8 protein-coding genes and 5 tRNA genes are annotated in these 12,591 nt (G+C 38.6%); 4 read left to right on the forward strand and 9 right to left on the reverse strand.

All coding sequences use genetic code 11. The features are described from left to right. Positions 1 to 4 precede the first annotated feature (4 nt). From H1225_RS02825 to nagB, 8 genes are all read right to left on the reverse strand, one after another. Positions 5 to 81: transfer RNA gene (locus H1225_RS02825), tRNA-Met, on the reverse strand. Between the two features lie 21 nt (positions 82 to 102). After that, positions 103 to 177 (reverse strand) — tRNA-Gln (locus H1225_RS02830). A gap of 41 nt (positions 178 to 218) precedes the next feature. Further along, positions 219 to 293: transfer RNA gene (locus H1225_RS02835), tRNA-Gln, on the reverse strand. 27 nt (positions 294 to 320) lie between these two features. Next, positions 321 to 405, reverse strand: a tRNA-Leu gene (locus H1225_RS02840). A gap of 7 nt (positions 406 to 412) precedes the next feature. After that, positions 413 to 489 (reverse strand) — tRNA-Met (locus H1225_RS02845). A gap of 410 nt (positions 490 to 899) precedes the next feature. Further along, positions 900 to 2,132: a DNA-binding transcriptional regulator NagC gene (gene nagC, locus H1225_RS02850; RefSeq protein ID WP_082147312.1), complete on the reverse strand. Its 1,233-nt coding sequence runs from the start codon at positions 2,130 to 2,132 to the stop codon at positions 900 to 902. Between the two features lie 9 nt (positions 2,133 to 2,141). Continuing rightward, positions 2,142 to 3,305 carry an N-acetylglucosamine-6-phosphate deacetylase gene (nagA, locus tag H1225_RS02855; RefSeq protein WP_006537702.1) on the reverse strand — a complete coding sequence of 388 codons (1,164 nt, stop codon included), beginning with the start codon at positions 3,303 to 3,305 and terminating at the stop codon, positions 2,142 to 2,144. A gap of 125 nt (positions 3,306 to 3,430) precedes the next feature. Further along, positions 3,431 to 4,237: a glucosamine-6-phosphate deaminase gene (gene nagB, locus H1225_RS02860; protein WP_069370072.1), complete on the reverse strand. Its 807-nt coding sequence runs from the start codon at positions 4,235 to 4,237 to the stop codon at positions 3,431 to 3,433. A 479-nt stretch (positions 4,238 to 4,716) separates the two neighbouring features. Here nagB and nagE point away from each other — a divergent pair, with 479 nt between their 5' ends. The 4 genes from nagE to H1225_RS02880 all read left to right on the forward strand — a co-directional run bounded on the left by nagE (position 4,717) and on the right by H1225_RS02880 (position 11,979). Continuing rightward, entirely contained in the window at positions 4,717 to 6,759 is a 2,043-nt protein-coding gene (gene nagE, locus H1225_RS02865) for an N-acetylglucosamine-specific PTS transporter subunit IIBC (protein WP_109400671.1), read from the forward strand. Positions 6,760 to 6,956: 197 nt separating this feature from the next. Beyond that, the gene (glnS, locus tag H1225_RS02870; protein ID WP_072062933.1) at positions 6,957 to 8,624 is read left to right on the forward strand and encodes a glutamine--tRNA ligase; all 1,668 of its coding nucleotides are present in this window, start codon (positions 6,957 to 6,959) and stop codon (positions 8,622 to 8,624) included. Between the two features lie 647 nt (positions 8,625 to 9,271). Further along, on the forward strand, positions 9,272 to 10,666 hold the full coding sequence (gene chiP / locus H1225_RS02875; protein ID WP_161707285.1) for a chitoporin ChiP: 1,395 nt from the start codon (positions 9,272 to 9,274) through the stop codon (positions 10,664 to 10,666). A 473-nt stretch (positions 10,667 to 11,139) separates the two neighbouring features. Next, positions 11,140 to 11,979, forward strand: coding sequence for a DUF817 domain-containing protein (locus tag H1225_RS02880; protein WP_072062931.1), 840 nt, complete (start codon positions 11,140 to 11,142; stop codon positions 11,977 to 11,979). 79 nt (positions 11,980 to 12,058) lie between these two features. Here H1225_RS02880 and fur read toward each other — a convergent pair whose 3' ends face one another. Beyond that, a complete protein-coding gene (fur, locus tag H1225_RS02885) occupies positions 12,059 to 12,505 on the reverse strand; it encodes a ferric iron uptake transcriptional regulator (RefSeq protein WP_006537692.1) in 447 nt (148 codons plus the stop codon). Positions 12,506 to 12,591: the final 86 nt, after the last annotated feature.

Raw genomic sequence — 12,591 nt, forward strand, 5'->3', positions numbered from 1 at the left:
AAAATGGTGGCTATGACGGGATTCGAACCTGTGACCCCAACATTATGAGTGTTGTGCTCTAACCAGCTGAGCTACATAGCCAGATTGAATCTAACGGAAAGATGGCTGGGGTACCAGGATTCGAACCTGGGAATGCCAGGATCAAAACCTGGTGCCTTACCGCTTGGCGATACCCCATCCGCTAATTCAATTGTCAACACGCTAATTTATCAGAAATATGGCTGGGATACCAGGATTCGAACCTGGGAATGCCAGGATCAAAACCTGGTGCCTTACCGCTTGGCGATATCCCAACTGATAAATTCTTGACGAGGTTAAAATGGTGCGGGAGGCGAGACTTGAACTCGCACACCTTGCGGCGCCAGAACCTAAATCTGGTGCGTCTACCAATTTCGCCACTCCCGCAAAAAGATGGTGGCTATGACGGGATTCGAACCTGTGACCCCAACATTATGAGTGTTGTGCTCTAACCAGCTGAGCTACATAGCCATCTTTTTTTGCATAACCTTCGTCGGCGTTGCGGGGCGCATTATGCGTATTACAGACAAATCCGTCAACTGCTTTTTGCATTAATTTTCGAGAAACGTGTCCGTTTGCTCGATGGTTAATCATTTTGTCGAAAAAAGATCCAAAAAACAACCTTGTTGATGAAAAATATCTCAAAGTATAAGGTGCAATAGTGTGTGAATAAAAAGAAAAAACAAAGCAGTAAGAGAAATGATATTAAACTAAAGAGGAAAAAGATGAAGAACAATGGGCATAAAAAAAGAAATGTGACGAGAAACTCACGTAACATTTCTTTTTCTTTGAATATTACTGATTGAATTTTATGCTTATTTCACAATGAAAATCAGAAAAGTATAAATTCAACTCAAAAAGCATAATTTATCGACAATAAACTACTTTTCTAATAACTGTTGAAGTAATTCTCCGTTAAGCATTGCGCGTTTAGCCAAGGCAAAAGCCCCTATGGCAGAACGATGATCAAGCTCAGATATAACAATAGGAAGATCTTCTCTGAATTCTTTTAATACTTGCGTATTAATACAACTTTGAATTGAGGGAAGTAAAACTTCAGCCGCTTCAGTTAATTCACCCGCCAAAACTACTTTTTGTGGGTTAAACAGGTTAATAGCGATCGCAATAGCTTTACCTAAATGTAAACCCACTTGTTTGATGGTTTCGACTGCTAGAGGGTCATTTTTAATAGCCGCTCGACAAATGTCTTGGATTTGGCACTGTGTTAGCGATAAATACTGGCTTGGATACCCTTGCTCTAACTGATAGCGCACTTTTGCTTCGATAGCAGTATTGGACGCTATCGTTTCTAAACAACCAAAATTACCACAATGGCAACGTTCACCTAGAGGATCGATTTGAATATGACCAATCTCCCCTAAGTTACCACGCTGATTGAGTAGAATTTTATTATTAATAATAACACCAGCACCTGCACCACGATGGATCCGGACTAACAACGAGTCTTCACAATCTCGTGTCGCACCAAAATAATTCTCGGCTAGTGCAAGGCTTCGAATATCATGTCCAGCATAACAAGGCAAATTAAAGTGTTTCTCTAAGCTATTGACCAGAGCCCAATTATCTACTTTCATATGAGGCATATAACGAACAATGCCTTTATTTGGATCAACAAGGCCGGGTAAGATCACGGAAATTGAAATAAGCTCACGAATGCGGCGTTGGTTTTGCTTAATAAAATCATCAATTGCATTGATGAGCAGGGCTTCAACTTCATTTTGAGTACTCTGCTCTAAAGGATAGTGCTGCTCAATGATGACTTTACCGCTTAGATCATAAAGAGCGACGGTGGCATCATTACGACCCAATCGTACACTGACTGTATTAAAATTACGGTGTTCAACAATGATGGAAATCGCACGGCGTCCACCTGTTGATGCTTGTTGGTCAACTTCTTTAATCAGCCCGCGTTCAAGCAACTGACGAGTAATTTTAGTCACACTGGCCGGTGCTAGTTGGCTTTGTTCGGCTATTTGGATACGGGAAATCGGCCCGTGTTGATCAATCAGTCGATACACAATCGCACTGTTAAGTTGTTTAACAAGATCGATATTGCCAATTTGCGTTTCAGTGTTGTTATGACTCATCAGCATATACATCCATTAGTTATCAGTTATTTCAATACCATTGACAAATGTTGTGCAAAGGTTGAAGTCCTTGTCAAAAGAAGCGAGATTAGCAATTTTTCCTGCTTCAATTGTCCCGAGTTCTTTTTCTATCCCAATCGCACGAGCAGGATAAAGTGTAGCCATCCGCAAGGTTTCATCTAATGGAATACCTACATGGATCACGCTATTTTTAATCGCACCAATCATGGTCAGTGATGATCCACTTAATGTGCCATCTGCATCGACACAAAGACCATTACGATAATATATGGTTTTACCGGCAAAATCGAAGCTATCCATCTCATTTTTATTAGGATCAAGCCCCGCTGGCGCAGTTGCGTCTGTGACTAAAAGTAATTTTTCACCCTTTAAACGCTTACTGTTACGAATATTTGCCCATGAAACATGTAAACCATCGGCGATGATACCAGCATAAACCTCTGGTGTATCATAAATGGCGCCTACAAGCCCCGGGCCTCTGCCTGTAATATAAGGCATAGCATTGTAAAGGTGAGTCGATAATGAGATACCATTACGGAATCCTTTACGTGCTTCTTCATAAGTTGAATTGGAATGCCCCGCAGAAACAATGATACCTGCTTTGATTAATTGACGAACATACTTTTCATCAACCATTTCTGGCGCAAGGGTGATTTTGGCGATGACATCAGCATTATCGCACAAATAGTTAATCATCTGAGCACTTGGTTGACGAATGTATTGTGGATTATGCGTCCCTTTTTTAATCACATTGATATAAGGACCTTCTAAATGTAATCCCAATACTTTATTTTCATGTTTCTTCATATAAGCACGAGTTGCTTCGATGCCTATTTTCATCAATTCATCAGAACAGGTAATTAGCGTTGGCAAATAGCTAGTGCAACCTAAACGTTCATTCGCCTTTTGCATAATTTCTAATGTTTCAACAGTGACATTTTCTGGTGTGTCATTAAATTGTACACCACCACAACCATTAACCTGTAAATCAATAAAGCCGGGAGAGACAATTGCACCTTTCATATCACGAACAGTGATATCTTTTGGCAGCTGATCCTGTGGGCAAACCTGCTCAATACGGGAGCCGTTAATAATAATGGCGTGGTTTTCTAAACGGTCGTAACCTGTATAAATAACAGCATTTGTTAAGGCAAACATACCTTTGTCTCCTGATAAGGGAAGTCAATCTAAAAAAGCCGATATCAGCCAGCAAATTCTGGCTGATAAGTAAGAAAGTTTAGCCTTTTCCGCTACTTAATCAGTAGGTACTTATTTTACTAAACTTAGTCTTGGTATTTCTGACACTCTTGCGCTTCAATCTGTTGGAAATAACGCAATGTTTTTACTCGTAATTCCATTGTTGCAGGATCATCACACACTAAAATAGCTTTAGGGTGAAGTTGAACACAAGAAATCGTCCATAAATGGTTAACAGCGCCTTCCGTTGCTGCATGTACTGCTTGCGCTTTATTAAAACCTGTCGCCAAAATCATTAGTTCTTCAGCATCTAATAATGTGCCTACACCAACGGTCAGTGCATATTTAGGAACATGATTAACATTATTGTCGAAGAAACGTGAATTTGCTAAGCGTGTATCTTCAGTTAGCGTTTTCATACGAGTGCGTGAAGAGAGTGATGACGCAGGTTCATTAAATGCAATGTGACCGTCGTTACCTACACCGCCCATAAATAAATTGATTTTGCCATAAGACTTAATTTTAGCCTCATAACGCTCGCATTCTGCTTGCGGATCTTCTGCATTGCCGTTTAATAAATTGATATTTTCATCTTTAATATCAATATGATTAAAGAAGTTTTCATACATAAAAGTACGATAACTTTGTGAATGATCTGATGGAATACCAACATATTCATCCATATTGAACGTCACAACGTGTTGGAAGCTAACTTTTCCTGCACGATGTAATTCAATTAACTCTTTATATGTCGCCAATGGCGTGCCACCAGTCGGTAAACCAAGTACGAAAGGGTGTTCTGCCGTTGGATTAAATGCGTTGATCTTTTCAACGATGTAATTTGCAGACCACTTACCAACTTGCTTTGCCGTGGATAGGGGGATTAACCTCATAGTAACCTCATAGAAAAAAGACAAATCTGATAACTCAGTAACGTGTTATTTTATCGTGTGATTATCAGTGGCTCATCTATACTCGTCATCCTTCAAGTTGCAGGGGGGGTGGCTACGCTCAGCTACCCGAATCACATACATGAGTATACTCATCGGGATATCTTTGCTTGCAGCCTACCTGCAACTCGAATGATTTAGAGTGTATAACACGAATTTCTTTTCATTTTTAGCTGATGATCGAAATGTCCCGCCAAAAGATATTTTTAATCATAAAATAAGCTTTCTGACTTAGCCAGCATTTCAGCTAAAAATTATACGGTATTGGTGACTTCAATCACAAATTATGACTAATTAATTTGCGATACAAAATAATTTTTTTAGACTAAAAATGGAATTAAATAATTAGCTCATCAATTTTATTATAAAATATGAATGAGTATGAATAAGATCCCGCATAGGGGCTATCCAAGGGGGAGTTTGTGAATATTTTAAGTTATCTGCAGAAGATAGGGCGGGCGCTGATGGTGCCTGTTGCTACATTACCTGCAGCAGCAATTCTGATGGGGATTGGCTACTGGATTGATCCAGTAGGCTGGGGTAGCGATAACGCGCTTGCTGCCTTACTTATCAAATCTGGTGCTGCTATCATCGACAATATGTCAGTTTTGTTTGCCATTGGTGTTGCTTATGGTATGTCGAAAGACAAAGACGGCGCTGCCGCTTTAACAGGATTTGTTGGGTTCTTAGTCGTGACAACACTCTGTTCTCCAGCAGCGGTGTCAATGATCAAAGGTCTACCTTTAGAAGAGGTTCCCGTTGCTTTTGGTAAAATAAATAACCAGTTTGTTGGGATCTTGGTTGGTGTACTTTCTGCCGAGCTTTATAACCGCTTTAGTAGCGTTGAACTGCCTCGCGCACTGTCGTTCTTTAGTGGTCGCCGTTTAGTTCCTATCCTAACCTCATTTTTAATGATCATCGTCGCTTTTATTCTGATGTATATCTGGCCTGTGATTTATGGTGGATTAGTCAGCTTCGGTGAAAGTATTAAAGATATGGGGGCATTGGGTGCGGGTATCTATGCATTCTTTAACCGTTTATTAATTCCAGTTGGCTTACACCATGCGTTGAACTCTGTATTCTGGTTTGATGTCGCTGGTATTAACGATATTCCTAATTTTCTAGCAGGTCAGCAAGCTATTGATTCTGGCTTAGCAACTGTGGGGGTAACAGGTCGTTATCAAGCAGGTTTCTTCCCAGTAATGATGTTTGGCTTACCGGGTGCAGCACTAGCGATTTATCACTGTGCACGTAAAGAGAACAAAGCAAAAGTTGCAGGTATCATGCTTGCTGGTGCATTTGCTGCTTTCTTCACCGGTATTACTGAACCGCTTGAATTCTCCTTTATGTTCGTGGCACCAGTGCTTTATGTTATTCACGCATTCTTAATGGCGATTTCTGTTTATATCGCGGCAAGCATGGAGTGGATTTCAGGATTCGGCTTTAGTGCAGGTTTAGTGGACATGTTCTTATCTTCACGCAACCCACTAGCTGTTCATTGGTACATGCTGATTGTTCAAGGTATTGTTTTCTTCTTTATTTATTACGGTATTTTCCGTTTCACTATTACTAAATTCAACCTGAAAACGCCGGGTCGTGAAGATGAAGTGATTGGTGATGAAACAGCGGATGGTTATGATGAAGATATCAAAACAGCGCCAGCAAATAGTAAAGAAGGTATCCAGCAAGAAGCGCGTCAATATATCGCGGCTATCGGTGGTTCTGATAATTTAACCGGTATTGATGCTTGTATTACCCGTTTACGCTTAAATGTAAAAGATGCCACAGTTGTTAATGATGCCTATGCAAAACGTTTAGGTGCATCAGGTGTTATTCGTTTAAACAAACAAAGTGTTCAAGTGATTGTGGGTACGCGTGCTGAATTAGTCGCTAACGCGATGCGTGATGTATTAACACAAGGCCCTGTTGCCGCTTATGAAGCGCCTGCTACCTCGACAGTATCTACGGAAAAAACAGCTGTAAAACAAGCCAACACAAATTCAAAAGTATTACTTGAAATGATTGCGCCTTTTGATGGTGAAATCGTGGCATTGAAAGATGTGCCTGATGAAGCGTTCTCTAGTGGTATTGTTGGTGATGGTGTAGCAATTAAACCAACTTCTAATATCGTAATGGCGCCTGCGACAGGTACTGTTGTTAAGATTTTTGATACAAACCACGCATTTTGTATTGAGACTGACAATGGGGTTGAAATCATCGTGCATATGGGAATTGATACCGTTGCGTTAGGTGGCAAAGGCTTCAAGCGTTTAGTTGAAGAAGGTGCAGAGGTTAAAGTTGGTCAACCTATCTTAGAATTAGATCTTGAATATCTGAATGCTAATGCTAAATCGATGATAAGCCCTGTGATTGTTAGCAATATCGATGATTTTGATAAAATTGCTGAACAAGTTACAGGTGAAGTGGTTGGAAATAAAACCGTTATCTACAAAGTATTAAAATAAATTCTATACAGATATTTAATCCTCTATAAAGAGATGGTTAAATAAGACGATAAAACGGGGAGTCTTTCGAACTTCCCGTTTTTTTATCTCTATTTTGATAAATATCTCAGGGGTGTATTTAGCTAAGGTATTTATGAAACCTGCTTATTGGATTATAGTGGGTTAATTATGCGTTTTGCTTTGAGGAAAAAATGACCATGAATGAGGCAGATGCCCGCCCAACGAACTTTATTCGTCAAATTATTGACGAAGATCTGGCTACTGGGAAACATGATAGCGTTCATACGCGTTTCCCACCTGAACCTAATGGCTATCTTCATATCGGCCATGCGAAATCAATTTGCCTGAATTTTGGTATTGCTAAAGATTATCAGGGAAAATGTAATCTACGTTTTGATGATACCAATCCAGTAAAAGAAGATATTGAGTATATCAACTCAATTCAAAAAGATGTTCAGTGGTTAGGTTTCCAATGGGAAGGTAGCATTCATTACTCCTCAGATTATTTTGATCAGCTTTATCAATATGCGATTGAGTTGATTAATAAAGGCTTAGCTTATGTCGATGAGTTGAGCGCTGAAGAAATTCGTGAATACCGCGGTACATTAAAAGAGCCTGGTAAAAACAGCCCTTATCGCTCACGTAGCGTAGAAGAGAACTTAGCACTATTTGAAAAAATGCGTGCTGGTGGCTTTGAAGAAGGTAAAGCGTGTTTACGTGCGAAAATTGATATGGCATCACCGTTTATTGTTATGCGTGATCCGGTGCTTTATCGTATTAAATTTGCTGAACACCACCAAACTGGAAATAAATGGTGCATTTATCCAATGTATGATTTTACCCACTGTATTTCTGATGCACTGGAAAATATCACACATTCTTTATGTACTTTAGAATTCCAAGATAACCGTCGTTTATATGATTGGGTGCTGGATAATATCACTATCCCTTGTCATCCTCGTCAATATGAATTCTCACGTCTTAACCTTGAATACACAGTGATGTCAAAACGTAAGCTGAATCAGCTTGTGACAGAAAACATTGTGAATGGTTGGGATGACCCTCGTATGCCAACGATCTCAGGCTTACGTCGTCGTGGTTATACAGCAGAATCTATTCGTGAGTTCTGCCAACGTATTGGTGTGACGAAACAAGAAAACAATGTTGAAATGGCTGCATTAGAATCTTGTATTCGTGATGATTTAAACGAAAATGCACCACGTGCAATGGCGGTTATCGATCCGGTTCGTTTAGTGATTGAAAATATGCCAGAAGGCGAAGAGATTTTAACTGCGCCGAATCACCCAAATAAGCCGGAAATGGGGACGCGTGAAGTGCCATTTAGCCGTGAAATTTATATTGATCGCGCAGACTTCAAAGAAGAAGCAAACCGTCAATATAAACGTCTGGTGCTAGGTAAAGAAGTACGTTTACGTAATGCTTATGTTATTAAAGCTGAGCGTGTTGAAAAAGACGAGCAAGGTGAAATCACAACCATTTACTGTACTTATGATGCTGAGACTTTAAATAAAGATCCTGCTGATGGACGTAAAGTAAAAGGCGTTATTCACTGGGTGAGCATTCCACACGCTATTCCTGCTGAAATCCGTCTTTATGACCGTCTATTTAGTGTGCCAAATCCAGCGGCAGAAGATGATTTCTTATCAACAATTAACCCTGAATCTTTAGTTATTCGTGAAGGTTTTGTTGAACGTAGCTTAAAAGATGCAGCTATCGAAAAAGCGTATCAATTTGAGCGTGAAGGCTACTTCTGTGTTGATAAGCTTTCAACGGCGGATAAACTTGTGTTTAACCGTACCGTGGGCTTACGCGACACTTGGGCGAAGATTTCTCAACAAGGTTAATTTAAACCTTATTTTGAGTTGTATTAAGTATCGTTAGTACCAAAATTAATAGGATGCTCGGTAATTAAGTTATCGAGCATTTTTTCATCTGTTTTCTTTTTAAGATTGTACGATTTTTCATCTGTTTATGTTTAATATTTATTCTTCTGGGATCAATTAATCTCAATTTTTTCATTTCAAACGATAACTTTTTATTTGTTTCATTTGAAATAATTAACTTGTTATCACTTTATTCTTCCGTTTTTTCATACCATTTCATTAAATAAGACTGTAGTAAGAAAAGTGTGATTGAATGCACATATTTTACATCGTTAAAAAAGCTTATTTATAAGCACTACTTATTATTCCTTTTAATAAAAACGAAATCTAATATCGTTTAAAGATTGGTGTAAAAATTAAATAAAATCAATTTGTTATATTTATTTTTAATGAGGGATTATAAAAGCAAGAAAATGAAACGATCATTTAGTTATGTGCCCTTGGTCATATTTTGATAAAAATTCTCTTTTTTTGGTTGATAATTCGCGTCGCGAAAAATATGCTGTTTCTAACCTAATTTAGGTTTTTTCCCCACTTGGGGTTTTATATTTGGAAATAGGCATTGTGCTTATTTCTTTTTTAGTCAAAGTCAAAGAGGAAACAATGCTATGGTTATGCAACATGCTAAACCAGGCAGGGTGGCACTTGTCGTTATGGGCGCATTGCTTGTAACTGCACTACCTGCAAAAATGTCTCATGCTGAAGGATTTATTGAGGACTCAACCCTAACAGGCGGCCTTTTTTATTGGCAACGTGATCGTGATAGAAAAGAGTTAACACCAAATAGTCCTGATTACGGCAAATACAAAGCTAACCTACACCATTCTACTTTCAACGCTAATCTAGACTTCTCATCAGGTTACCTTGGTGATTTTATTGGTATTGATTTAGCTGCCTTTGGTGCGGCTGAATTGAATAATAGTGGCCCCGCAGCACCTAACGAAATCGGTTTTAGTGACGCAAAAAGTCGCTGGGATGAAAAATGGACTGGCGATCGCAGTGGCTTAAGCGTTTATAAAGCAGCTGCAAAATTCAAATTAGGCAATTTCTGGGCTCAAGGGGGATATATTCAACCTAAAGGTCAAACGTTATTGCGTCCACATTGGAGCTTCTTACCGGGAACTTACCGCGGTGCTGAAGCGGGTGCTGTTTTCGACTTCGATAAAAGCGGTGAATTATCTTTCTCCTATATGTGGACAGATGAATATAAAGCACCATGGTATCGGAATATGTATAACTTCCGTAAAGCTGATCTAGAAACCAATATCAGCTATCTTCACTCTTTTGGCGCCAAATATGATTTTAAAAACAGCCTAGTGTTAGAAGCTGCATTTGGTCAGGCCGATGGTTATATCGATCAGTATTTTGGTAAAGTTTCTTATGATTTCCCAATTGCTGATAATGCATTAAGAACATCTTACCAATTCTACGGTGCTAAAGATAAAGTGACCGGTGGTGGTGTTAATGACGTTTATGATGGGCTGGCATGGTTACAAGCACTGACTTTTGGTTATACCTACAATGTATTTGACTTCAAAGTAGAAGGAACATGGGTTAAAGCCGAAGGCAATCAAGGTTATTTCTTACAACGTATGACGCCGGGTTGGGCGACATCAAATGGTCGTCTTGATATTTGGTGGGATGGTCGTTCTGACTTTAACGCCAATGGTGAAAAAGCACTTTATGCGGGTGTAATGTACGATCTGAAAAATTGGGATCTATCTGGCTGGGCGGTAGGCACTTCTTATGTTTATGCATGGGATGCTAAGCCAAGTGGTAAAGCCATTTATGATCAAGGTCAGCGCATCAGAGAAAGTGCATGGAATGCGGATATTATGTATACGGTTCAAGAAGGTCGCGCTAAAGGGACACTCTTTAAGCTTCATTATACCCGTTATGATAACCATTCCGATATCCCAAGTTATGAAGGTGGTTTTGGTAATATCTTCCAAGATGAAAAAGACGTTAAGTTTAACGTAATTATGCCATTTACTATTTTCTAATATCAGAGTGAGGATAAAGTGCATTAATTGCACTTTATCCTGAATAAAATAAAAAGTTAAATACGATTACGATGAGTAAAAATAAGTAATAGAAAGAGTAGGGATAAATTAAAAAGAATAAATATTATTCTCAAAAATTAGCCTCGTTAATAAAGTGAAGTTGTCAGCAGTAGTAAGAAGTAAAGTCGTCATGTCATGCCGTCTGAGATAAATGTGAGTGGGTTATGTTTATCTCTTGTGCTTCAGTTATTTCGCAAAATTTGCGTAAGGTATTTACCCTAATAGGCAGTCAGAGTGGGTATCGTAGTGGGGGGTAAATACCTTTATTTTTAAATCCTTTCTTTTTCTTCGTTCTTTTCATCCTTGTACGTTTTTTCATTCTATGGCAAATTTCTTCTCATTCATTTTATCTCTCCTTAATTTATTATTTTGCATTGAATGCTATTTAATAATGCACGTTTTCAGGAAGAAGCATGTTAAAGCGACTGGATGATTTTTTATTAGAACCACCATTGAAGCCCTTTAGAGGTATAAAACGATTTATTGTTGAATTTCTTTTTTTTGGTGTGAAAGAAGCGCGTTCTTGTTTATTTGCGGGGTTTTTCTTTTTTATTTTATTTGCAACACCAAGTAAAGGAATATTAGGAATACCTCGTTATGACGTTTTACTTATTCTCGCTATTGCTTTCCAATTATGGATGGTATGGGGCAAACTCGAAACATGGGATGAATTAAAAGCGATCTGTTTTTTCCACATTGTTGGTTTTGTGATGGAATTATTTAAAACATCAGCGGCAATTGGATCGTGGAAATACCCTGATTTTGCTTACACTAAATTATGGGAAGTTCCTTTGTTTACAGGATTTATGTACTCCGCAGTAGGAAGTTATTTAATTCAAGCATGGCGTTTTTTAAAAGTACGAATTGAACATTATCCACCTTATTGGATGGCAACTTTGGTTGCGCTCGCTATCTATATTAATTTCTTTTCTCATCACTTTATCGGCGATTATCGCTGGTATTTAACTGCCTTTATTTTAGGTCTTTATGCTCGTAGTGTGGTTTACTTTACGCCTTATGATACAGAGCGAAAAATGCCACTATTATTGGCTTTTGTTTTAATAGGTTTCTTTATTTGGCTTGCTGAGAATTTCGGTACATTTTTTGGTGTATGGCAATATCCTAATCAAATGGGTGCTTGGTCTGCAGTACATGCAGGAAAATGGGGCTCTTGGTCATTGTTAGTCATTGTTACATTTACTATCGTGGTTCATTTAAAGCATATTAAACACAGCATCAGTGTAGCTAAGTAGAGTTATCCTCGGATTTTAGGCAATAAAAAAGGAACTGTTGGCAGTTCCTTTTTTTTACTGAGAGATTATCCAGAATGAATTATTTCTCATCATGTGCGTGGCTATCTTCTTTACAATTACCTTCAGCGCAGTGGCCATATAGATAAAGGCTATGATTGGAAAGTTTGATACCATGACGTTCAGCGATGTTTCTTTGGCGCACTTCAATCGCATCATCTGTAAACTCGATAACTTTACCACAATCAAGACAAATTAAATGATCGTGATGGTGTTGTTGAGTTAATTCAAATACTGATTTACCACCTTCAAAATTATGACGGGTAACAATACCAGCATCGTCAAATTGGTTTAAGACGCGATACACGGTTGCCAGACCAATCTCTTCACCGATATCGATGAGTTTTTTATAGAGATCTTCAGCACTGACATGATGGCACTCAGGATCCTGGAGCACTTCCAAGATCTTTAAGCGAGGAAGTGTAACTTTTAACCCAGCATTTTTTAACGCTTTATTATTGTCGGTCATGCGGATTTAATCCTGTTGCTAATGGTGAATTTAATTTTTGTGCTCACAAATAGGTTTTATTCATTAATACTCGGGTGAATAAATAA

This window comes from Proteus penneri, from assembly GCF_022369495.1.
Classification (GTDB): domain Bacteria; phylum Pseudomonadota; class Gammaproteobacteria; order Enterobacterales; family Enterobacteriaceae; genus Proteus; species Proteus penneri.

Bases quoted from the DNA above. Each gene is read 5' to 3' on its own strand.
- H1225_RS02880 (WP_072062931.1), top strand. From the start codon at position 11,140: ATGTTAAAGCGACTGGATGATTTTTTATTAGAACCACCATTGAAGCCC.
- nagA (WP_006537702.1), bottom strand. From the start codon at position 3,305: ATGTTTGCCTTAACAAATGCTGTTATTTATACAGGTTACGACCGTTTA.
- nagB (WP_069370072.1), bottom strand. From the start codon at position 4,237: ATGAGGTTAATCCCCCTATCCACGGCAAAGCAAGTTGGTAAGTGGTCT.
- glnS (WP_072062933.1), top strand. From the start codon at position 6,957: ATGAATGAGGCAGATGCCCGCCCAACGAACTTTATTCGTCAAATTATT.
- fur (WP_006537692.1), bottom strand. From the start codon at position 12,505: ATGACCGACAATAATAAAGCGTTAAAAAATGCTGGGTTAAAAGTTACA.
- nagC (WP_082147312.1), bottom strand. From the start codon at position 2,132: ATGCTGATGAGTCATAACAACACTGAAACGCAAATTGGCAATATCGAT.
- chiP (WP_161707285.1), top strand. From the start codon at position 9,272: ATGGTTATGCAACATGCTAAACCAGGCAGGGTGGCACTTGTCGTTATG.